This is a genomic window from Lentibacillus salicampi, assembly GCF_004565465.1.
In the GTDB taxonomy this organism is placed as follows: Bacteria; Bacillota; Bacilli; order Bacillales; family Amphibacillaceae; genus Lentibacillus; species Lentibacillus salicampi.
Genome location: NZ_SRHY01000005.1, coordinates 145,133 through 166,788, shown reverse-complemented (window position 1 = coordinate 166,788; position 21,656 = coordinate 145,133). Strand labels below are relative to the sequence as shown.

At 38.0% G+C, this 21,656-nt stretch carries 25 protein-coding genes and 1 tRNA gene; 9 read left to right on the top strand and 17 right to left on the bottom strand.

Going from position 1 to position 21,656, the window contains the following annotated elements:
- Positions 1–184: 184 nt before the first annotated feature.
- From E4U82_RS06730 to E4U82_RS06685, 10 genes are all read right to left on the bottom strand, one after another.
- Positions 185–1,690: a DNA primase family protein gene (locus E4U82_RS06730; RefSeq protein WP_135109384.1), complete on the bottom strand. Its 1,506-nt coding sequence runs from the start codon at positions 1,688–1,690 to the stop codon at positions 185–187.
- A gap of 46 nt (positions 1,691–1,736) precedes the next feature.
- Positions 1,737–1,919, bottom strand: a complete 183-nt coding sequence (locus tag E4U82_RS06725) for a helix-turn-helix domain-containing protein (protein WP_167751346.1) — start codon at positions 1,917–1,919, stop codon at positions 1,737–1,739.
- 314 nt (positions 1,920–2,233) lie between these two features.
- Positions 2,234–3,103 carry an SU10 major capsid protein gene (locus E4U82_RS06720; RefSeq protein ID WP_135109380.1) on the bottom strand — a complete coding sequence of 290 codons (870 nt, stop codon included), beginning with the start codon at positions 3,101–3,103 and terminating at the stop codon, positions 2,234–2,236.
- Between the two features lie 28 nt (positions 3,104–3,131).
- Positions 3,132–3,554, bottom strand: coding sequence for a hypothetical protein (locus tag E4U82_RS06715; protein WP_135109378.1), 423 nt, complete (start codon positions 3,552–3,554; stop codon positions 3,132–3,134).
- A 409-nt stretch (positions 3,555–3,963) separates the two neighbouring features.
- Positions 3,964–5,649: a hypothetical protein gene (locus tag E4U82_RS06710; RefSeq protein WP_135109376.1), complete on the bottom strand. Its 1,686-nt coding sequence runs from the start codon at positions 5,647–5,649 to the stop codon at positions 3,964–3,966.
- Positions 5,650–5,803: 154 nt separating this feature from the next.
- Positions 5,804–6,142, bottom strand: a complete 339-nt coding sequence (locus E4U82_RS06705) for a hypothetical protein (protein ID WP_135109374.1) — start codon at positions 6,140–6,142, stop codon at positions 5,804–5,806.
- Between the two features lie 32 nt (positions 6,143–6,174).
- Positions 6,175–6,426, bottom strand: a complete 252-nt coding sequence (locus E4U82_RS06700) for a hypothetical protein (protein WP_135109373.1) — start codon at positions 6,424–6,426, stop codon at positions 6,175–6,177.
- Positions 6,423–6,698, bottom strand: a complete 276-nt coding sequence (locus tag E4U82_RS06695; RefSeq protein ID WP_135109371.1) for a hypothetical protein — start codon at positions 6,696–6,698, stop codon at positions 6,423–6,425. The genes E4U82_RS06700 and E4U82_RS06695 overlap by 4 nt, the downstream gene beginning before the upstream one ends.
- 152 nt (positions 6,699–6,850) lie before the next feature.
- Positions 6,851–7,696 carry a replication initiator protein A gene (locus tag E4U82_RS06690; RefSeq protein WP_135109369.1) on the bottom strand — a complete coding sequence of 282 codons (846 nt, stop codon included), beginning with the start codon at positions 7,694–7,696 and terminating at the stop codon, positions 6,851–6,853.
- A gap of 40 nt (positions 7,697–7,736) precedes the next feature.
- Positions 7,737–7,997 (bottom strand): group-specific protein, encoded by a 261-nt coding sequence (locus E4U82_RS06685; RefSeq protein ID WP_135109367.1) that lies wholly within the window; start codon positions 7,995–7,997, stop codon positions 7,737–7,739.
- 204 nt (positions 7,998–8,201) lie between these two features.
- Between E4U82_RS06685 and E4U82_RS06680 the strand changes: the two genes are divergently transcribed.
- Both E4U82_RS06680 and E4U82_RS06675 read left to right on the top strand, forming a co-directional pair.
- A complete protein-coding gene (locus E4U82_RS06680; RefSeq protein WP_167751345.1) occupies positions 8,202–8,894 on the top strand; it encodes a helix-turn-helix domain-containing protein in 693 nt (230 codons plus the stop codon).
- Positions 8,895–8,908: 14 nt separating this feature from the next.
- Positions 8,909–10,057: a site-specific integrase gene (locus E4U82_RS06675; RefSeq protein ID WP_135109363.1), complete on the top strand. Its 1,149-nt coding sequence runs from the start codon at positions 8,909–8,911 to the stop codon at positions 10,055–10,057.
- A gap of 36 nt (positions 10,058–10,093) precedes the next feature.
- Here E4U82_RS06675 and E4U82_RS06670 read toward each other — a convergent pair.
- A tRNA-Val gene (locus tag E4U82_RS06670) sits at positions 10,094–10,166 on the bottom strand.
- A 109-nt stretch (positions 10,167–10,275) separates the two neighbouring features.
- On the bottom strand, positions 10,276–10,971 hold the full coding sequence (locus E4U82_RS06665) for a DUF421 domain-containing protein (protein ID WP_135109361.1): 696 nt from the start codon (positions 10,969–10,971) through the stop codon (positions 10,276–10,278).
- Between the two features lie 282 nt (positions 10,972–11,253).
- On the opposite strand from E4U82_RS06665, the gene E4U82_RS06660 reads away from it, so the two are divergent.
- From E4U82_RS06660 to E4U82_RS06635, 6 genes are all read left to right on the top strand, one after another.
- On the top strand, positions 11,254–12,993 hold the full coding sequence (locus E4U82_RS06660; protein ID WP_135109359.1) for an ABC transporter ATP-binding protein: 1,740 nt from the start codon (positions 11,254–11,256) through the stop codon (positions 12,991–12,993).
- On the top strand, positions 12,974–14,803 hold the full coding sequence (locus E4U82_RS06655) for an ABC transporter ATP-binding protein (protein WP_135109357.1): 1,830 nt from the start codon (positions 12,974–12,976) through the stop codon (positions 14,801–14,803). Before E4U82_RS06660 ends, E4U82_RS06655 begins: the two co-directional genes overlap by 20 nt.
- Before the next feature lie 99 nt (positions 14,804–14,902).
- Positions 14,903–15,634, top strand: coding sequence for an alpha/beta hydrolase (locus E4U82_RS06650; protein WP_135109423.1), 732 nt, complete (start codon positions 14,903–14,905; stop codon positions 15,632–15,634).
- A 98-nt stretch (positions 15,635–15,732) separates the two neighbouring features.
- Entirely contained in the window at positions 15,733–16,251 is a 519-nt protein-coding gene (locus E4U82_RS06645; RefSeq protein ID WP_135109355.1) for a YjcG family protein, read from the top strand.
- On the top strand, positions 16,248–16,673 hold the full coding sequence (locus tag E4U82_RS06640; protein ID WP_135109353.1) for a GNAT family N-acetyltransferase: 426 nt from the start codon (positions 16,248–16,250) through the stop codon (positions 16,671–16,673). Before E4U82_RS06645 ends, E4U82_RS06640 begins: the two co-directional genes overlap by 4 nt.
- A gap of 56 nt (positions 16,674–16,729) precedes the next feature.
- Positions 16,730–17,548 carry a DUF421 domain-containing protein gene (locus tag E4U82_RS06635; protein ID WP_425339506.1) on the top strand — a complete coding sequence of 273 codons (819 nt, stop codon included), beginning with the start codon at positions 16,730–16,732 and terminating at the stop codon, positions 17,546–17,548.
- 192 nt (positions 17,549–17,740) lie between these two features.
- On the opposite strand, the gene E4U82_RS06625 is transcribed toward E4U82_RS06635, so the two are convergent.
- The 3 genes from E4U82_RS06625 to E4U82_RS06615 form a co-directional block, all read right to left on the bottom strand.
- The gene (locus E4U82_RS06625) at positions 17,741–18,004 is read right to left on the bottom strand and encodes a hypothetical protein (RefSeq protein ID WP_135109349.1); all 264 of its coding nucleotides are present in this window, start codon (positions 18,002–18,004) and stop codon (positions 17,741–17,743) included.
- 66 nt (positions 18,005–18,070) lie between these two features.
- On the bottom strand, positions 18,071–18,268 hold the full coding sequence (locus E4U82_RS06620; RefSeq protein WP_245183528.1) for a hypothetical protein: 198 nt from the start codon (positions 18,266–18,268) through the stop codon (positions 18,071–18,073).
- Between the two features lie 67 nt (positions 18,269–18,335).
- Complete coding sequence (locus E4U82_RS06615; RefSeq protein ID WP_135109345.1) at positions 18,336–18,557, bottom strand: hypothetical protein; 222 nt, start codon at positions 18,555–18,557, stop codon at positions 18,336–18,338.
- Positions 18,558–18,835: 278 nt separating this feature from the next.
- Here E4U82_RS06615 and E4U82_RS06610 point away from each other — a divergent pair, with 278 nt between their 5' ends.
- On the top strand, positions 18,836–19,294 hold the full coding sequence (locus E4U82_RS06610) for a CotY/CotZ family spore coat protein (protein WP_135109343.1): 459 nt from the start codon (positions 18,836–18,838) through the stop codon (positions 19,292–19,294).
- Positions 19,295–19,369: 75 nt separating this feature from the next.
- On the opposite strand, the gene E4U82_RS06605 is transcribed toward E4U82_RS06610, so the two are convergent.
- Both E4U82_RS06605 and mgtE read right to left on the bottom strand, forming a co-directional pair.
- A complete protein-coding gene (locus E4U82_RS06605; protein ID WP_135109341.1) occupies positions 19,370–19,855 on the bottom strand; it encodes a CotO family spore coat protein in 486 nt (161 codons plus the stop codon).
- 238 nt (positions 19,856–20,093) lie between these two features.
- Positions 20,094–21,452 (bottom strand): magnesium transporter, encoded by a 1,359-nt coding sequence (mgtE, locus tag E4U82_RS06600; protein ID WP_135109339.1) that lies wholly within the window; start codon positions 21,450–21,452, stop codon positions 20,094–20,096.
- Positions 21,453–21,656 lie beyond the last annotated feature (204 nt).

Here is a 21,656-nt window from a genome sequence, read left to right as displayed (position 1 = left end):
GTATATATAATTACTAAATTATGTCTATAATCTCTCACAACACTAAGGATTATTTTTTTACTGTTCCAACTGTTCCAGTAGTCTATAAACGTTGATATGATAGGATTTTAAAAATAAAACTGGAACAATTTTATATAAATTTACTGTTCCAGTTACTGTTCCACTTAACTATTTACTGTTCCACCTATTTAAAAGGGGAATATTCTTTATATTCACTTGATAAACCTATTCCGTTCCAAGTTGTTTTTTTATTAAACTTATTTGGTCTGGAGGTGTCAAAATTATATGTCTGTTTTAAGTGACTATTAAATTCCTTTTTGCTGTAAGAATAATAATTGTTCTCTTTGCAATAATTTTTGTATGTATGATATAAATTTTCTACTGGTACTTGATAAGGTTTGTTGTTTTCATCATTTCCGATTTCGCAACATTCCTCAACAAACGTGACAATATTATCTGATTGGTTTATGTATTGTTTAAGCATCTCTATAGTTGATTCATTTTCTGAAAAGTTCATTTTCTTTTTACGTAATCGTTGCAATCCCTCTAACGCTAAATTTAATAGGGTTGACAATGCTTTTTCTGTTGTCAATTTACCTATTAAACTTTCATCCTTATTTTCACCTTTGAAAGTGTTGGGGAATGGAATAATAATCCAACGTCTGAAATAAGCATCTGAATTATCATGAGACTTTGGAATTGTATTAGCTGAATAAATATGTTTAGCAAACGGTCTAAATTGAAAAGGATTCTGCCCTTTTCTTTCAGCATCTATTGATCCACCTGTAACACTTGCTTTGAAGTTGCCATTTTGTTTCAATGCTTTATTAGGTAAATCATCAAACGTATTAATTAATTTATGCTGTAATTGTGCCACTTTAAATCTATTGTCGTCTAAGTCCTGTAACGCCACATTACTAATGTTACTGTTACCAATTAAAGCACTAATCATATCAATCATTACAGACTTACCATTTGCCCCACTACCTTGAAACATAAACGCTTTTTGTGCCTTAATGTCCATAGTCAAGCAATAACCAATCATTTCATACACTAATTTAACTGTATCGGCAGGAACAACCGATTTAACAAACTTATCCACTTTAGATATATTGGCATCAGGATCATAAGTAACGGGTAATTGAATTGTCGAAATTCGTTTTTGGCTATGTGGTAATAATTCACCAGTTTCCATATTTAATAATCCATTTTTCACATTTATAAAACCGTCATTTGGATTTACTTTAACATTCTTATATGTAATATCATTATTAGTACGTAACCAGTCAATCGTTTCACGTTTTCGGCTAATTGTGCTGTCATCTTTTAAAATGTCTTGAATAACCTTGTTTAACCTTGCTTCACCTTTTGGAATATACACGCCATCTTTATAATAATAAAGTGTATTCCCATCATAAAAAGTTGCCATATTTTCATTTATGTACCTGCCTAGTTTAGCAGGAACAAATTTAAAATTTTCACTAAAGAAGTCTTTTGGATTAATTTTGCTTTTCTTTTTTTCGTCATGACTAACTATTGTTGATGCCTGCTTACTACCCATATGTTTCTGATAGCTTTCTAACTCTGCTTCATATTGTTCATAATCATATTGTTTAGCTTCATCTTCTGTGATTTGTTTATCATCTATTTCCCAACTATTAGTAAAAGGATTAATTCTTGGTTTTCCCATTTTTCTACCTCTCCCTATATATTAAATCATTTGTTTTACTCTCCCTTTATTGATAATTTGCAATATATTCTTTATAAGCATTAATTATTTTTGGTGATGGCTCATATTTACCTTTTTCATATTTAGATAAATAGCTAGGATCGCACTTAGCATATTTAGCAACCTCAGCCAATTTGATGCCTAGTTTTTGCCTTTGCATCTTGAACATTTCTTTTTCTGTAAATTGCATTTTCATCCCTTCCTTTCCATTTCATGAATTTTAATTTTAAAAAAATAGTGTAGATAGTCGAGTTGACTAGACCCGACCATCCACCGCAAATTACAATGAAAGACGAATAATTATTAAAACATGGTTTGACGTTTTTTAGTGTAATTAAAGCCAATCAGACTGGAAACGTCTTAACCTCATCTGCTGACCGAATCCATATCAAATTTATGTGATTTTCCCCTGAAATTTAACGAATGAATATCAAAAACCACATGAAAAATTTATCCATTCGCCAACGATTTATATGTATTGCTTCCTTTTATTCCTATAATTTATTATGATGCTGTTTCAATAGAGAAACTAGCTGCTGCTTTTTCGTTCAACAATTTAACACCTTGCTGTGCTTCCAGATATACGGATTGTTTTGATCCGCTTACACTTTGAACAGTAGCATGATATGGGATAAGTTGAGCCAATTCAAGATAATCTGGATTAACTACAAATAGTTCATTGCTTAGACCCTCACAAAGCACGAATGAAACATTGCCCCAAACAGTGATATAAGTGTCCATATCAAATCCTAGGAAGTTATCCTTTGCAAAGTGTTCAACCGAATCAAAAGCATTAATCTGCTTTTTCAATTTAGCAGGAACAAAGCAAATCATGTTATCAGATACACCAGCGTTATATAATTTTTCAATTACGCTATCAAAAGCATCAACCGTTAATGCTGTATCTGCAACTTTGTTATCAGCATGAATTTGTGACAAAATACCATTCGTTTTATATGTCTTAGATGCAGATTTATAACCTCCACCTGTAGCATGGATAAAACGGTTTTCAAACTGTCGCTTAATAGCTTTAGTCTTTTTGGTAACTTCATGTGCCAACAAGTCACTAATTCCAATAGCATTAGAGTATTGGGCAGTATTTGTAACTGATGCTGTAGCCCCAATCAACTCTAACCAATTCTGCTTAGAACCTAAGTTATCTTTTTGGTATGCAGGAGCATCTCCACCTTCTGCCATAGTGACCGCACTAGCTTCATTGATTTCTTCTTGAATCCATTCGACATGAGGGGATTGAGCCGGAACAGCCTTAGACAACAATAAAGTTGAAAAAGGATTCTGTTTCTTATTCACCTCAATAATCAAGTCTTTCATATCGAATGATTGACCTGGAACAAAATCTTGCGTATTAAACATTTACTCACCTCCCTTCAAGTGTGATAATTTATGATTTAAAACCAAAGATTGACTTAACCATTCCTTTGTGATCGCCTTGTTTTTTAGCAACATCGTATGCATCATTCCCTTTCGTGTCTGTTGGCTGATATGAGTTGTTAATCTTCATATCATTATTGATTTTAGTTAATTGTTCGATTGTCTTAGTTAATCCTTCTTCATTGGACACATTTACAACATCTGCAAATTGTTCTAAGCCATTGGCTTTTAACTCTACAGATACTTGTTTTTGGAAAAGTTCATTTTCCTTTTGTTGTAAAGCCTTTTCAGCGTCTGTGGGCTCTTTAGGTAGTTTACCCTTAACCTCATCTAATTCTGTTTGTAATGGCTTTAACTCTTTCTCTTGCCATTCCTTTTTGGCATTAGCAATCTGTTCATCAACTTGTTCTTGCGAAAATGTTTGATCTGCCATTGATACACCACCTCTCTTTTTAATATTTGTATATGTATGAATGTCTAAATTAGACAGACATAAAAAAGTGATACTCTCTCCCTTTCCAATAAGTGAATTAATTTGCAAAAAATATTGGTAGCCGACCATCTAGCGACAACCGACTACGGGAGAGGTGTGCCCAATTGGCACATAATAATAATAATAATAATAAAAGAATTTTAAGGAGAATTTTGTAGTAATGCGTAATAGCATATCATTCTACAAAACTATAAATGTTTAAATATGATACATTAGCCTTATAGAAAGACATATAAATGTATACATTGAATTAAACCAACTACTTATATTAGAGTTAATTCTACAAATTTTCATAAGTTTCCGTCTATTATTGTTTACTATTGAAATATTTATTCGATATTATTATATGTTATACATTTTCACATGACTTGCAGATTGATTTTAACCCCTTCCTTCCTGTGTTTTTACTGTTTTTGCCAAAATTTCTTGTACTTGCTACTTTATCCTCTTTGCATTTACTACATTTAACCGTACCTAATTTATCCTTTTCTATTTCATCCAAATATGTATTGCTAATTTTCTTGGACAACTTTCTAATCAATGTTTTAAGCTGTCTTTTATTTTTAATGGATAAGTCGTATGTATTATTTAATTTATCAATAATATCTCGATACAGATTTTCCCTTACGTTTCCTTTTTCTTCTATGTTATAGATAGGATCAATAATCATTTTAACTATGGCATTCTCATAATCTTCTAGTTTAGTAGACTTAACCAACTGTCTAAACTTGCTTAAAATGTGATTATTAACATATGTATTATGATTTTTGTGCTTATCTTCCAGCACTTGAAATAATGGAATTGAATATTTAAACCTTATTGATTTCCCGTTATCATCTTTAACTGGCTCGCTTGTTTCAGTATCAACAAATAATAAACCTTCAATCATTTTAGGATCACCAAAATGAAATTTATGCTCTAATTCTTCCTGATTCTGTCTAACATTAATAGAAGTCACTCTTTGACCTCTGAAGCCGACTACTGGCTCTAATCTCTGCTTTATGACGGTCATTTCATAGCCAATATCATTTTTAATTCTTTTTGCTTTGTTATATTGACTTATGGCATTATTGGCATTACCATAATATCTAACAACATTTTGAAATTTTGATTCTAATTCACTTTCGCTAATTATTGGTTTCCAGACCTCATTAATTAGTAATTCTTCAAATTTCTTAGGATTCTTTTTAAATCTTTCAATAGTTTCTTTGTCTAGCCTTGACTGTCCATTTGCCCATCTGTCAAAGGCTTTTTCTTTTTCTTTATATAAGAGTTGGCTGTAATTAGATAAATATGTATTTCTCTTTTCTTCTTTGTCCTTATCGGTCAATCCATCACTTAAACCTAATTCGTTTTCAAGTGTTAATTTAGCTTCATACATATGTAGCAATTCTGGATACTTCTTAAAATCATCTGGCTTGATATTTTTATTTCGTAATTGTCTTTTCTGTTTCTCGGACATTTTAAAATTATTTATTATGGATTGCGTTTGTTCATTATTAAATAACTCTACAATGTCCTCATGTAAGCCATTTGGCATAATTCCTAATTTTGGATCTTCGTCCTCATCATCATTTATAAATTTTTCCCTGTTTGTGTTCATATTTTCCGCATACTTGCTTAACAATGGATATTCAGAATCATTAGTAAGGTTAATTAATTTAGTAGCTAATGATTCCAATTTCTTATTTATGTATAAGTCCTCCGACAACCTACTACGCTTGTTTGTATCTGCATAATTGGTATGGTAGTATTCTGTTTCCAGTATTCCTTGTAATTCAGCGTCTAGTGTACCTTTATCTTTATCGCCTAATATTTCATTTAGGTACTGGCTTAAAAGCACTGGATCATCTGTATAATCCTTTTTCTCTAATTCTCGATTTATCCTTAGAAATAAACTAGCTGCGTTCCCTTCAGATTCTTTATTATATCTAGGTGTTCCATAACCAAAGCTATATTTTAAATCTAGCTGTTTATATTCCATGTCTTGAATTTTAGTTTCTGTTTGTTCCCATGTTTTAAATTTTTCTTCCAATATAAATTCCTCTCCTTAGTTCTAAAATCTTATTGATATAGCTTATTGAGCCTTCTGACATTACGTTTAATAGAAATATAGGACTTATTATATCCGCAAGCATTAAAACGCTGTGAGAAGGCTCTCAATAGCTAAAAATACTTTAAACATTTAATCAATCAAAATAAACATTTTCATCACACTTATTTTTTAATATTTTCATGAATTCATAATCATCATGTAATACGTTTTCATCTTCAATTTCTAAATCTGTTTCAAGAAATTCACTTGCTGCTTTTTCGTACCAGTAATTTACGCCTTCATTTGTTTTAGCCTTCATAAATTTAACAAGGTCATCCTCTAAGTCATTCTCCATAATAAAGTTGACAAAAAGGTATTTCTGTCTTTGCATAATCATTCTTTCGTTATCCATTTTCGTAAATGCTTCCATCATACCCCTTGCAGCTTCTCTTTCTTCCTTATTTTCAAATTTATAGTCATCTAATCTAAGCATTTTTCATTTCTCCTTTTTAAATTTTAATTTGCTTATATGAGTTCATCATTTTGCCTACTAACAACTTCAACATCTGTACATACTACTACTTCCTCGTCACCTTCAAGGTACTCGCTTTTTGTTGGTCTGCCAGTTCCTGTCACCAAGTAAGTGTATGGGATTTCCGGCTCTTCCGTTTCATCAACTTCGACCACTGTTACCGTTTTACCGACTAAATCTTCATATGTTCCTTCGCAAGAATCCTTAATTACTCTTACCTGATCGCCAAAATCTACTTTACTCATAATTTACCCTCTCCTTTAATAATTTCAGGATTGTGAATTTTTCTGCTAACTTCCCTCATCTGCTCATCATCAGGATTGGCTCTTACATAGTTATCAATTATTGCTGCTATAGTTGCTGTCTCGTAATAATCGGCTTCAATGATTATTCTTTGAGTAGCTGGAATATTCCTAACAATCATTTGTGATCCCCCTCTTAAAATTTTTTTCACTTCATCTTTTGACATTCTCAACAACTTGGCATATTCGATTAATTCAACCCACTCTTGATCCACAAAGCAACCCCTCCCCTATATAAACCAAATTCCGATTGCTATTACCGGCATTATCAAAATTGGAATGTAGAAAAATAATGCATCTGATACAAGCGGTAACTGCTCATCGTCCTCTAAATCAAAGAAATAATGATTGATTTTGTTTATCAGGTTCACTGATAACCCTCCATTTTGTAATGGATAGCTGTAAGCACCCATGTTTTAATAAGACCTTCCATGTTGCTTATTGGTCTATCGACCTTTTTAAACATTTGCTTCATTGTTTTTGTAAATTCAATGTCATTCAGATGATAAATATCTTCAGATGAACAATTAGGATAAATAAATTCTGTATATGTGTTATAAAAGTATTCAATTTCTGTAATATCAAATGTTCGATCATTGACTAAAACATTTACCTTTTCCGAAAAGAACTTCTTTAATGACATAGGTAATTTCATTTTCCAGATATAACCAGTCATCTGGTAATGGTAATGATGATCAGTATCATTAAAATCAGTATTAATAACATCAGTATTACTACCGTCTTGTTTTGGGATTTCTAGTTGTCCTATTTCAGTATTTCTAGTTGTCTTATTCTGGGATTTCTTGAAATCTCGTTTTGGGATTTCTAAACTTTCTGCCTTATTAATCTTGTAAATATCATGCTTGCTAACAATCGGCTTTTTAACGTAAAGTCTGTTTGGTTTTCCTTGCCCTAACCTGACCTGTTCAAGTAATCCATTCTGAAGCAATTCCTTTTTTATATTGGATAACTTGTTATTACCTACATTTAAAATCTGTTTTAATTCATCATTCGTATAAATGAAATAAATATTCCCCCTTTCGTCATACCAACCATTTTTAACCGACAATTGAAACCTATCCTTTAATACTGACCAAGCAATTTTGGTATCATTTGTCATTTTTATGTAGCTGCTATTCGTAAAAAACACTTTTGGCAACTGGTAATGTTTCAATCCATATTCTTCAAATATATTGTAATATTGCTCGGTCATAGCGTTATCACCCCTTTCATCTGAATTTAAAGAATATGTATTATTTACTCTGAATCCAATTTAATAAGAATTGTTTAGTCTCTTTAGCAGGATAAAGCCACTTATTGCCAACCTTATGCTTAGGAAAATCTGGATGATAGAAAAACTGATCTTTAATGGTGTTAAAGCAAAGATTGGTCTGTTTCTCTAGCTCCTTCGTATCCCAGAACACTACTTCGTTATCTAATTTGTTTAGATGTTGCTCTAATTTTTCTTGATACAATTTATTTAGTTCATCCTCATCTAGTTTAATTTCAACCAAATTTATACCTCCTTTTTTATCATTTATTATCATAAGTTATCATGTTGTATCATTAGTATATATTATCATGTGTTATCATGTCAACCCCCCTCACTTTGAATAATTTATATGATAACTGGTAATAATTATCATGACAGTCTTGTGAGCCTGATAAATAAGGGATATACTGTGATAAGATATAATAATTTCAGGAGGTGTAAAGCTATGACCAGAAAATATTACCTTAATTTTGATGGAACGTTGGGGGAATTTATCAAACAGCATAGGAAGGCTAAAAAAATTAATGCTAGAGACTTGTCTTTTGAATTAGGCAAAGGTGCTGCTTATATATATCAAATTGAAAGTGAAAGAAATAAAAATCCTGACTACGACAATGTTTACAAGATTTTTAAGTATATAGGAATAGATGAGGATAAAATAGAGGATTATCTGGAATCATTTGGTCTTATGTCACCAGAACGTGAACAGGAATTAATTAATAAACAAATGCAACAAAATGAATTGACATATGATGAGTATCAACAACATGAAGAAAATGAGAAGGAAATAAGGAATAGTCATCCAGAATATTTCATTAATACAGATGACGAGTTACTGAAAGAAATCATAAATGATCGACTAGAGATAATTAACTCAATTCTCAAAGAGGTGTCATTAGAAAAGACTGGTGAAGGCTTTAAATTAGTCAAGAATATTGAACAGACATTGACAAATATGAAGAGCAATAAAAAGCTGTATATGTTCATGCAAAGGCTTTTTGACAATAATTTATCATTGTTGAATGAGGATAGCTTAGTTAAAGTTTTGAATGAGTTATATAAAGAAATGAATGAGGCAGAAAAGGAAAATGCTGCATGGGGAGAACCAATAATTAAACAGTCAATTGATAAATTATAGGAGATGAAAAGAATATGGCTTATTACAGAAGAAGAGGTTGCAAGTGTAAAAATAAGAAGCAATGTACTTGTGGTGCAAAATGGAGTTATACTGTTGACTTGGGGATTGATCCAATCACCAACAAAAGAAAGCAAAAAACCAAAACGGGCTTCAACACTAAAAAGGAAGCCCAATTAGCCGCTGCTGAAATTGAGCAACAAGTTAATGAAAAAACTTATGTAACTGTGACCGAAAAAACATTAAATCACATTATAGATGAGTGGATCGAGGTATATGCAAAAAATAAAATGAAACCTTCCACATTTGAAAATAAGAATATGATTATAAGAAATAAAATCCGACCAATTTTAGGTAATAAAAAAATAAAGGATATCGAACCTTCTGAAATCCAGTCCATATATAATAAAATGCTTAATGATGAAGGCTTATCGACATCATACGCTAGAGCAGTTCACAATATCTTATCATCGGTTTTTAAATATGCTAAAAAGTGGGATAAAATCAAAGTGAATATTATGGAAAAAGTTGATGCCCCTGTTCCAAAATACAAACAAATACAAACGTGGTCATTGGAAGAAGTGACAAAATTCATGGAGATAGCTAAAGATTATCAAACTTATATTGCCTATGTTTTAGCTATATACACCGGAATGAGGATGGGGGAAATATTAGGTTTAAGGTGGAAAGACATTGATTTAGATAATGGTACAATCCATATTGTACAAGCAATGATAAGAATGGGCGGTAGTTACTATTTTGATGAACCTAAAACAAAAGGTGCTAAAAGGCAAATTTCAATTACAGATGACGTTATAGAAGCATTAAAAGAGCATAAGAATGATCAAGAATATTCATCTGAATTAGTTGTTACCACATCAATCGGCACTCCATATAGTCAAAGGAACTTATTGCGTAATTTCAATTCTATCCAAAAAAGAGCAGACGTTCCAAAAATCACGTTTCATGATTTAAGACATACACATGCTACAATGTTGCTAAAATTAGGTGAAAACCCAAAAATCGTTAGTGAACGTTTAGGACATGCAAGGACATCTATAACATTAGATATATATAGTCATGTGTTGCCCGATATGCAAAAGGAAACTGCACAAAACTTCTCTAATTATTTACGTGGTCAAAATGTGGTCAAAAAAGAAAAATAAAAAACACCAAAGGATTGAAACCCTTGGTGTGACTGATGATTCCGAGTGGGCTCGAACCACCGACCTCATGCCTGTCAAGCATGCGCTCTCCCAGCTGAGCTACGGAATCATGTTTTATATGAAATGACCGACAACTAATACTATAAATAATTTATAGCGCATTGTCAATCATTATTTTTTCAAAAATAAACGTCACGCTCCCTCCTGCACTGCAAACATCATTGCCTGTTTTGCCAAGCATGCGTATTTCCTGTTCCTGTATCAATCATCAGTGAATCACTATCATCACGGACCGACGCATAGAATACCTGACTTCGATCAGAAAAACCGGCATTCGAAAGTTCTTTATTCAACCATTGTTCATCCTTATCGATAAGCTTCAGATTTCGGTGATGGATTCTTCCTTCGATAATGACCGCGATCGGGAGGCCGTGATAGGACGTTTCAATATTCAAATGCGCAGGTGTGACAGGAGCAATATCCTGTTGCGGAACAATGCTTATGCCGCCGCTTGGTTCAATAATCGCATAATCTATTAATGAGATATCCGGATAGCCTTTTTCCCGTACTTCTGATAACAATTCAGAAAGTGTAAAATGTGAACCTTTTAAATTTTCCCGGATAAGCTTGCCATGTTTAATGACAATCGTTGGCTTTCCGACAAAAATCCGGTTTAATATGTTGAACAGCATAAGCCTGGAAAACCCGATATGGATCATCCCGACTACGGCCAGCCCCGTTATTGATTGAAGAAAATCGTTTGTCACAACCGGGCCTGTCGCCAGTGAAATAACGAAAAAGATCCCGGCCAGATCATGTGCTGTTAGTTGGGCAAAAGCTGATTTTCCCATCAATCGAATGATGATAATGGTTATGAAATATAAAAGGATTGTTTTCCCGATGAATAAAAGCATTCGTGTACCTCACCTTTAATTTCTGCTTTGGCGGTAGTATCTGTTTGTTCTTTGAAATTATGAGGGGCTGTTTGGCTATATGCTGAAGTTGTCACAAAATCAGTTGAAGTTCACAAATTTCCGGAGAAGTGTTCACAATTCAGCAGTCCGTAACAGAGTGAAAAACACGAACAAATGAAAGTTTTAATTTATTTCTAAACCCGAAATAAATGCTTGGCGAAATCACCTGGTTCCCTTTATAATAAGAAGACAATTGCCAAAATTGCATCGGAGGTCACCGACTTGAAGCATGTCCTTTCTTTTCTTAAACCATACAAAATTCCTATCACTGTCGCTTACGCACTTACCCTGATTGAATTGATGGTTGAGCTTTTGCTGCCGTTTTTTCTTGGAAAGATGATTAATGACGGGGTCGTGAATCAAAACATCAGCACGATCATCATATGGGGAAGCATTATGATTGGCATGGCATTTGCCGCTTTTATTGCCGGTATTTTCAACTCATTTTACGCCGCTCACACGGGGCTTGGATTTGCGTATGATATCCGCCGGCAGCTTTTCCGGAAGATACAGGATTTTTCGTTTGCAAATTTGAATCGGTTCCCCACATCAGGGCTCGTCACCCGGTTTTCTAATGATGTTCGCCAGTTGCAAAACACGGTATTCATGGCACTCCGGATTATGGCTAAGGCACCCCTCATTGTGATGGGCGGGGTGATCATGGCGTTTATTGTCAGTCCGCGGCTTGCATTGATATTTCTTATAACGGTGCCACTTCTGGTCGGATTTATTTTATGGGTGCTGAAAATGGCTGCACGGTTATTCGACCGAGTGCAGCGCAACGTTGATTACGTCAATCAGGTCATGCAGGAGAATCTTGCGGGGATGCGACTGATAAAAGCGTTTGTGCGTCGGGACCACGAAGAAAGCCGATTTATGGATGCAAACGCTCATCTGGCCTATATAATGCGCAAAACATTCCGCTTCATCGAGGCGTCCATGCCGATCTTGCTGTTTGTCATGAATATGAGTCTTATTTTTATCATCTGGCACGGGAACACGCTGGCAATTTCCGGTGACACGAATACCGGTGATGTCGTGGCCGTTGTCAATTATGCGATGCGTGTGGCTATGTCGATTTCCATGTTCACATTCATTATTATGGGCTTTTCCCGTGCCAAAGCGTCAGCTGAACGGCTTGATGAAGTGCTCCGGGTAAACGTTGACCTGATGGATCATACGGATGCTGATGACCATTTAACCGTACAGGATGGAAAGATTACTTTTGACCATGTATCGTTTGCCTATCCAAACATGCCGGATTACGCATTGAAATCCATTTCCTTCACTGTCAACCCGAACGAGAAACTGGCTGTGATGGGTGCAACGGGATCAGGTAAAACATCCTTGTTCCAACTGATTCCGCACTTATATGATGCCAATCAGGGCACGGTTTATATCGATGAGCGACCCATCAATCAATACAAATTGGAACATGTGCGACTCAGTATAGGCTACGTTCCGCAAAATCCACTCCTGTTCACCGGGACTGTCACCGACAATATCGCGTGGGGAAAGACGAATGCATCCAGAAACGATGTTGTTCAGGCTGCAAAAGATGCCCAGATTCATGAAACAATCATGGATCTGCCGAACGATTACAACACCAAAATCGGTCAGAAAGGTGTCAATTTATCTGGTGGACAAAAACAGCGCATTTCGATTGCCAGGGCGTTGATTAGACAGCCAAAGATCTTGATGCTTGATGACAGTACGAGTGCGCTTGATCTGGCCACTGAGTCAAGGCTGCTTGAAGCCATCCGAACGTATAACTGCACGACATTGATGATTACCCAAAAAGTATCAACAGCGATGAACGCCGACCGAATATTGCTGCTGGACTACGGGGAAACGCTGGCAATCGGCACACACGATGAGCTGCTTCATGACACTGCGCTATACCGGCAGATTGTCGCCTCACAGTTTGGGAAGGAGTATGCGTATGCAGACCAAAGCCTTTAAAGAGCCATTTCAATATAAAAAAATACCGATCGATGAACTCCGCGAGCGGCAGGAGCGAGACAAGACGGACCGTGCCCGCAATACGGCCGGTACCGTTAAGCGCATCTGGTCGTATTTGTCACGGGAAAAAGGCATGCTCCTGCTAGTGATCCTAATGGTGTTCTTCAGTTCGGCCATGAGTCTGGCCGGTCCGTTTATGGTGGGGGTGGCGATTGATGATTTTATCGTTACGCAAGAAGCAGCCGGGCTCGGCATGCTGCTCGTCTGGCTGTTTATCATTTACGTACTCCATTCGTTGTCCGTTTTCTTGCAAAATTACTGGATGATCGGCATCGCCCAGAATACAGTGTACACACTGCGGAGTGAACTGTTCCAGCAATTTCACCGGCTACCGATCGCCTTTTTCGATAAACGGCAGCACGGCGAACTGATGAGCCGAGTCACCAATGATATTGATAACATTAACAACACCCTGAACCAATCCGTTATCCAAATTTTTACCAGCATCCTGACGCTTGTCGGAACCGTTGCCGTCATGCTGGCACTGAGTCCATTATTGACGCTGATTACGATGGTCATCATTCCGGTCATGTTTCTGGCGATTCGCTGGATAACCAAACGAACCGGTCCATTGTACAAGCTGCAGCAACAGCACCTTGGCACATTGAACGGGTATGTGGAAGAAACGGTCTCAGGGCAGCATGTTATTAAAACATTTTCTCAGGAAAAACGAGTCATCCGTGAATTTCAGGAGCATAATGAAAACCTGCAGCATTCCGGGTTCTGGGCGCAGACATTTGCCGGTTTCATCCCGAAAGTCATGAACATGCTGAACTTTCTAAGCTTTGGGCTAATTGGACTTGCAGGCGGGGTTCTTGCGATTAAAGGGATTATCACGGTCGGTGTCATTGTTATTTTCACAGAATACGCCCGGCAGTTCACCAGGCCGCTTAACGAGTTGTCGAACCAGTTCAATATTCTGTTGTCAGCTGTTGCAGGAGCTGAACGTGTTTTTAATATTATCGATGAAGAACAGGAAGAAACCGATGAAGCCTCCGCCCGCATGATCGACCATACGAACGGTCATCTGGCATTTGACAACGTGTCTTTTGCATATGAGGAAACACCGATCTTAAAACAAATCAGCTTCACAGCCAATCCCGGTCAGACAGTTGCCTTGGTTGGACATACCGGTGCAGGTAAAACGACAATTATTAATCTGATTTCACGTTTCTATCGTTATGATTTCGGTTCGATCACCCTCGATGGCATTGATTTAAGAAACATTAAACGCAGCAGCCTCCGAAAGCATATGGGATTTGTTTTGCAAGATGCCTTTCTATTTAGAGACACAATCAAGGGAAACATTCGCTACGGCAAGCTTGATGCGACTGATGATGCGATTATCAAAGCTGCCAAAGACGCCAATGCACACGACTTTATTAAGCGCCTTCCCAGCGGTTATGACACCGTTCTTGATCAGGACGGGAGTGGCATCAGCCAAGGACAAAAACAACTGATCACCATTGCCCGGGCAATACTCGCTGATCCGGCGATTCTAATTTTGGATGAAGCAACCAGCAACATTGACACCGTAACCGAACTGCACATTCAGGATGCACTTAAACGACTGATGGAGGGAAGAACAAGCTTTGTGATTGCTCACCGGCTCAACACGATTCAGGAGGCGGACAAAATCATCATGCTGGAAAACGGCCAAATCATTGAACAGGGATCGCATCAAGAATTAATTGCGCAGCAGGGCCACTATTTTAAATTATATAAAGGTCAATTGAAGAACCATGCATAGAATATTCTATTCAAGCATGCTAAACTAATAGTGGTTTGAGATGCTCTTACACGGGTAAATATCAGGAAAGTGGATCTTTCATCAAGCGGGGTGTTCACGATCGGACGAAAAGGAAAAATGATCGACAAACAGATAAACAGCACATATCTAAATGAGACCATGACACTGAGAATTTATCAGCCGGAAACATATTCACCGCTTTATAAATATCAGATTGGCATCATGCAGGACGGTGATGATTACTATCAGCTTGGCCGTGCCGCAACATGGTCTGACCGCTTGCACGAGAATGATGAAATCGCCAATACGATTTTGGCTGGAATCCATTACCGGGATAAATTTGACCGGAGAGATAAATATCATCCAAATGGCAGTCAGCGCCAGGCCTACAGCAAATTTCTCGCTCATGAAGTTGTCCCGTTCCTGGATGACTTGTTTCCCACGTACCTTATGGGGCGTTCCCGGGCACTAATTGGCGATTCATTGGCAGGGACCCTGGCATTGATGACCGCATTGAAGTACCCGAATACATTTGGCAAGGTAATCATGCAGTCCCCCTATGTTGATCAGACAGTAACTAAGACCGTTCAGGATGCGAAAGCCATTCAGCCGATTACCATTTACCATACCATCGGAACTGATGAGACAGCTGTTGACACGACGGATGGGAGTAAGAAAGATTTTTTAAAACCCAACCGGGAACTGCACCAGGTTTTGCAGAAAAAAAACATGGATTACACGTATCACGAACTTCAGGATGGCCGGCACACCTGGAAATATTGGCAAAACGATTTAAGCCGTGCATTCACACATATATTTAGTTCAATTTAAAATTTTTGAAAACTTTTATTTCCTATTCAATCCATTTTTTGTTATAATAGAAGCTATACTTAAAATCAATATAAGGTAAACTGAGGAGGTTATCTAAAATGAAATATGGTATTGTTATTTTTCCATCAAAGCCGATTCAGGATGAGATTAACGCATACAGAAAACGCTATGATTCACATTATGCATTGATCCCGCCACACATTACATTGAAAGAAGCCTTTGAAGTGGATGATGCTAAAATCTCTGAGCTGATTACGGAGTTAAAGCATATCGCAAATGAGACAGAGCCCTTTAACGTATCCATTAATCAAGTGAGTACTTTTGCGCCTGTGACCAACACAATTTATTTAAAAGTTAACCAGCATCAGCAATTGACTGATCTGGCTGAGAAGATGCAAACTGGAAAATTCCCTGAAAATCAGACGTATTCCTTTGTACCACATATCACCATTGCGCAAAAACTATCGGAAGACGAGCATTCAGACGTATACGGCAGCCTGCGTATGAAAGACATTCAACTCGAGGACCCTATTGACCGTTTTCACATCGTGTACCAGCTTGATAATAAGATATGGACGGTTTATGAATCGTTTGTATTTGGCAAGGAATTCGTATGATCATCAACGTTGTCAAAACACCACAGGAGAAACAAGACGCCATTGATATCCGTGCAACAGTATTTGTTGAGGAACAGCGCGTACCACCTGAAGTAGAGATAGACGAGTTTGACGAGCAGGCGATTCATTTGATCGGTTATGAAGATGATTTGCCAATCGCCGCCTCCCGTGTCCGATTTGTCGATAGCTTTGGCAAATTGGAACGGATTTGTGTCGTAAAAAACGCGCGCGGAAAATCACACGGCTCTGAATTGATTCAAACAATGGAAGATGTTATCAAAAAGGAAGGCTATGCCAAAGCGAAATTAAACGCCCAGACACACGCCACACGCTTTTATCAACGATTGGGGTATGACATTGTGTCAGGTGAGTTTATGGATGCGGGAATTCCGCACGTAACCATGACAAAACAATTAAGCTAAGAAGGGTATCCTGTTTTTCATAAAGGGTATCCTTTTTCAATGGGACGTTTTTCAGTATGCATCAGACAGCCGCAGTTTCCTATTCAATGGCGCACCTAACTGATATGCCGCTCTTATTTCATCTGCATGACAAACAGCCGAATGGTTATGCTATAACAAGAATGAAAAAGGGGGAATTATCATTGAATGAGTATCTGCTGATGTTTGCTGATGCAGTCTTCGGTTTTTTTGCTTTATTTGTACTGGTCAAAGTGCTTGGAAAAACGCAAATCTCCTCTTTAACCCCATTTGATTTCATCTCTGCTATCATATTGGGAGAACTTGTCGGGAATGCCTTATTTGAAAAAGAGTCAGGTATACCGGAAATCGCCTTTTTGGTCGTTGTCTGGGGTTTATTGCTTTACATTACAGAAGTTGTCACTCAAAAATTCAAAGGGTCACGGGCCGTACTGGAGGGCCGGCCTTCGATCGTTATTCATAAAGGACACCTCATCTATGATGTTCTCAAAGAAAATCGCCTGGATATCGATGAACTGCAGCACCTGCTTCGTTCCAAAGATGTCTTTTCAATTGAAGAAGTTGAATACGCCGTTCTTGAAGTAGATGGAACCATTTCCGTGCTGAAAAAACCGGACTATCAAACACCAACAAATTCAGATCTAAACGTCTCACCAACTCCTGTCAAACTTGGCAGAACTATCGTTAGTGATGGTGAAGTGCTGTGGGACAATCTAAAAGAGGCGAACCTGTCCAAAAAATGGCTGGAAGAGGAGCTTCATAAACAAAATATTGCTGCTGTTGAGGATGTTTTCTATGCCGAATGGCAGGAAAACCAACAAAAACTGTTTACCATGCTTTACCATAATAAAAAGTAAAAGTTCACGGAGGCACTCACGTTGATGGGGGGCTCTTTCACCGTTGATGGGGGCTCTTTCACCGTTGATGGGGGCTCTTTCACCGTTGATGGGGGCTCTTTCACCGTTGATGGGGGCTCTTTCACCGTTGATGGGGAACTGTCTCGAGGTCTCGACAGTTCCCCTGCTATTCTTTCATTGGCTTTCTTTTTTCTAAATACTGCTGCTGAAGTGGCGTCCTTTTCCTGTCAGCTCGGCATATAGTTCGTCAGCTGTAGGGGGCCTTGGTGTGCTCAGTTTAAAGCCGGACTTTTCAAGCGGCTTTGCTGCGGACAAATTTGTATGATCATTGTGGTATTCCATTCGTAATATCGTTTTATACGGCCGTTCAATGTGAAAAGGATCCGATTTTGCTTTCGTAACTCGTTGTTGATAATCATGATATTGATAATGATTGATCGGCAAAACATACCCCATCACTCGTCCCCCCTTCTCACATTATTTTTAGTATTCTTAATCATCTATACCCCTTTTGATTAAAAATTATTCCATTATTTTTTCAAATTCATCCATAACGTTTTCAAATGTTGCGATTCCCTGTTGAAATTCTTTGTCCCAGGCGTGTATTTCCGTATCAAGTGATTGCATTTTTTTCTCCGGGTATCGAAACCACTTTTCGTTTTTATCTAAATGTTTTTCAATAATGCGTAATGTCCGGACTAGACGGTTATGCACGGACATCCCCCCTTTCTTCAAAAAATAGCGTAAAGAAAAAGACAGCCCTACAGCTGCCTCGAGCATTCATCATTTATATCCAGGTAGATGGCCCGCTATCCTTTTTATCTTCAGAGCTTTCTTCATAATGACGTTCATCTTTATCACTTGATTCTTTGTGCTCTTCCCAATCGCTGCCCATCCAGCGGCCAAAAAATGGATCTCTGCGGGGACGCCTGTGTTGCGGCTCTATGTGGACATTATCCGCTTTAATAACTAAATCTTTTACATGAATGACTTTTTTATGATCAGACATGACATCAACACTCCTTATGAATTGGAATCATGGTCGTTATTAGTTTATGTTCCATTGTTCGTAAGGTATAGTCAGGTGTCCCGAAACATTGAAAGATTCTTTTCAAAGAATACTCCGAACCACGTTTGCCACTGGATCAACTGTTTTTCACGAAGACGCTTTTGATATCTCGTTCAAAAATATTCGCGTAATGCAGACGAGTGCCCACACCATATACCCATCAGCACATATCTTATTAGGGACACCAAGTCAATAACACACGAAAGGGGTTATAATTCATGGGTTGTGGAAAGGATTTTGAAACAGGTAATTGTGTCTGCGATGTTTTGCGCGAAATTGTAGAGGCACAAAACGATGTTGTGGAAAATTGCTGCGCGACCAGCTGCGAACAATCAATCAGTGATTTGCTGGGTGAAACGGAGGGGACCAACGGCCTTGACACGGTTCCAGTCATCCTTTATTGCAAAGAAGGCTGCAAACCATTCCAAGGGTTCGGTGCTAACCCGGATGATATTGGCGAAATGACTTCAAGCTTCTACTTCCGTGTGAAGAAGGTAAATGATGATTGCTGTGCGGTTGTTGAGTTATTGAGAGACCCTCATGACGATGACAACAATCCGAAAAATCCAATTGACCAGTACACGAAGCATTTGTGCGCTACCGGCATCTGCATCACAGTAGACCTGAACTGCTTCTGCCATGTAACATGCCTGCCAGCAGTAAATGCATTCAACTAATCAATAGCTAACGAAATGAAGGTGCTCCGGCGATCCCGGGGCACCTTTTTTTCAATACAAATTATTTCGTGCTTTTTAGAAGCCAAGCAGCCGTATTTCGGTAATCGTATCAAATGGAATGGCTGTTGGTGTTGTCCGTTTGCCGACACGCATATACACGTTTTTTTCCTGATAATCAATAATCATCCCCCGATAATTCCGTCCCTCTGTTTTCACTTCACACCTCATGACAGGGGCATGTTTAGGTGCGTCCAGGAAGTAATAGACGCGCTCTTCTAATGTCATGTCTTTAAACTTTTTCCGATCATGACTGCTCTCCTGTTGATCAGAGTCCTCTTCTGAGGATTCCGTCACCTCTTCCTCTGCTTCATCATCGTTATCTTGTTTCCCAAAATTACTCCAGTTTACCTGGCGTTTTTTGCTCATAGGGTAGCCCTTTTTGTTATCATCAAACGCTTTTTTCGGTGTCCTGTAATGACTTTGCATCGATGCCCTGGGTGTTTTTATGTTCGGCTGTTGAATATAGAGTAATGGGCTCTTAGCACTTTTATGGTCTCCCATTTGTCATACGCTCCTTTTAAAGTGAAACTTACCGGACCTTTACAAGCAGTTAGCCGTTTTTTTGGCGGATCGCTGCCCATTAAGGCGGGATAATCCATTCGTCAACCATATTATATGAACACTTTAAAAATGTGTGTATGCCTATTCTGGAAGACAGCTGTTTAGATGCCGGAAACCAGATCCCAACCCAGAAAGATCGGTGTGCACGACGGTTCTGAATAGCCTATTCGTCAGAACGCTAGACCAAATATTGCATAAATGCTGTTGCAAGACCGAAATAAATGAAGATGGAAATGATATCATTAATGGTCGTGATAAACGGGCCTGATGCAACAGCAGGATCAATATTCAGTTTGTCCATCAAAATCGGGACAAGAGCGCCCGCCAATGTTGCCACCACCAATGTCACCATAATTGAAAATCCAACCAGGAGTCCAAGGTAAAAATCATTCTTCCAGAAATACACAATCACTGTCAGTAACGCACCACAAACTGCCCCATTTATTAATCCAGTGGCTGCTTCACGAAGCATGAGTTTCAGTTTCCCCTGTTTCCCATAGTCACCTGTTGACAGTCCGCGGACAGCAACTGCCAGAGCTTGTGTTCCGGTATTACCGGCCATCCCGGCAAGCAGCGGAATAAAGATGGCGAGAACAGCGACTTGTTCAAGGGCCTCTTCAAATTGACCAATCAGACTGGCGGTCAGCATTCCCAGGAATAACAGAATAATGAGCCAGGGCAGACGCTTTTTGGCCGAGATGAGTGCACTGTCTTTCGGCCGCTCCACATCGGAGACACCAGCCAGCTTCGAGTAATCGTCACTGGCTTCTTCGTCCATAACATCGAGGATATCATCAACCGTTATAATACCGAGCAAATGATTCTGAAAATCAACAACAGGAAGTGCCAGAAAGTCATAATCACGGATCATCCGGGCAACGTCTTCCTGATCTTCTGCCACAGATACAGACAATACCTTGTCGCTCATCAAATCAGCAATCTTCACGTCCGAATCGGCAATAATTAAGTCACGCAACGATAAAACACCAACAAGATGTTTATCCGCATCGACCACATATAAATAGTAAATCGTCTCGGCTTCAGGTGCCTCAGCCTTCAGATATTGCATCGCATCACTTACCGTTGTCGCCTGATAAATTTCCACAAATTCTGTGGTCATAATACTGCCGGCGGTTTTTTCTTCATAATGAAGCAGTTCTTTTATCTCGTCAGCGTTTTTATCGTCCATGATAGTCAGCAGACTGACAACCACATCTTTTCTTAGTTCATTTAAAATATCAACTGCATCATCTGTCGCCATTTCCGCAATGACCATCGCGGCAAAACGCGGATCCATTTCGGTTACCAGCGGCTTGATATCATCCAATTCAATATGTTCCATGATCGCTGCCATTTCTTCCGGAGACAGGTACGTATAAATGTGCAAGCGTATGTCTTCTGGGAGTTCCATGAAAAACGCGGTCTGGTCATACGGGTGCATGTCTAAAAATTTGCCACGAAATGCATCGATCTGTCCGTTGGCTGCTAACGTCTGTAATTCGTCCCGGAAAAATGCATCTGAAACATTCTTTTCCACAAGATCACATCCTTTCACAATGTCCTATTATACATGACAAAAGATGTCCGCTAAACGTTCATTTTATTATGATTTTTTTCACCGGAATGCTTAATTTCTCGATTGATTTCGTGTAAACTAAAGGTATAATGGGTTCATATGCATAGACGAAGTTTGTCGTTAAATCTATTATTCCCTTAAAAAGGTTGTTCAAAAAGTAAATTT

Coding starts and splice junctions, on each gene's coding strand:
- E4U82_RS06620 (WP_245183528.1), bottom strand. CDS start 18,268: ATGTCCGTGCATAACCGTCTAGTCCGGACATTACGCATTATTGAAAAA.
- E4U82_RS06635 (WP_425339506.1), top strand. CDS start 16,730: ATGCATCAGACAGCCGCAGTTTCCTATTCAATGGCGCACCTAACTGAT.
- E4U82_RS06730 (WP_135109384.1), bottom strand. CDS start 1,690: ATGGGAAAACCAAGAATTAATCCTTTTACTAATAGTTGGGAAATAGAT.
- E4U82_RS06705 (WP_135109374.1), bottom strand. CDS start 6,142: ATGCTTAGATTAGATGACTATAAATTTGAAAATAAGGAAGAAAGAGAA.
- E4U82_RS06720 (WP_135109380.1), bottom strand. CDS start 3,103: ATGTTTAATACGCAAGATTTTGTTCCAGGTCAATCATTCGATATGAAA.
- E4U82_RS06690 (WP_135109369.1), bottom strand. CDS start 7,696: ATGACCGAGCAATATTACAATATATTTGAAGAATATGGATTGAAACAT.
- E4U82_RS06645 (WP_135109355.1), top strand. CDS start 15,733: ATGAAATATGGTATTGTTATTTTTCCATCAAAGCCGATTCAGGATGAG.
- E4U82_RS06605 (WP_135109341.1), bottom strand. CDS start 19,855: ATGGGAGACCATAAAAGTGCTAAGAGCCCATTACTCTATATTCAACAG.
- E4U82_RS06610 (WP_135109343.1), top strand. CDS start 18,836: ATGGGTTGTGGAAAGGATTTTGAAACAGGTAATTGTGTCTGCGATGTT.
- E4U82_RS06715 (WP_135109378.1), bottom strand. CDS start 3,554: ATGGCAGATCAAACATTTTCGCAAGAACAAGTTGATGAACAGATTGCT.
- E4U82_RS06680 (WP_167751345.1), top strand. CDS start 8,202: ATGACCAGAAAATATTACCTTAATTTTGATGGAACGTTGGGGGAATTT.
- E4U82_RS06640 (WP_135109353.1), top strand. CDS start 16,248: ATGATCATCAACGTTGTCAAAACACCACAGGAGAAACAAGACGCCATT.
- E4U82_RS06665 (WP_135109361.1), bottom strand. CDS start 10,971: ATGCTTTTATTCATCGGGAAAACAATCCTTTTATATTTCATAACCATT.
- E4U82_RS06625 (WP_135109349.1), bottom strand. CDS start 18,004: ATGGGGTATGTTTTGCCGATCAATCATTATCAATATCATGATTATCAA.
- E4U82_RS06655 (WP_135109357.1), top strand. CDS start 12,974: ATGCAGACCAAAGCCTTTAAAGAGCCATTTCAATATAAAAAAATACCG.
- E4U82_RS06725 (WP_167751346.1), bottom strand. CDS start 1,919: ATGCAATTTACAGAAAAAGAAATGTTCAAGATGCAAAGGCAAAAACTA.
- E4U82_RS06675 (WP_135109363.1), top strand. CDS start 8,909: ATGGCTTATTACAGAAGAAGAGGTTGCAAGTGTAAAAATAAGAAGCAA.
- E4U82_RS06700 (WP_135109373.1), bottom strand. CDS start 6,426: ATGAGTAAAGTAGATTTTGGCGATCAGGTAAGAGTAATTAAGGATTCT.
- E4U82_RS06615 (WP_135109345.1), bottom strand. CDS start 18,557: ATGTCTGATCATAAAAAAGTCATTCATGTAAAAGATTTAGTTATTAAA.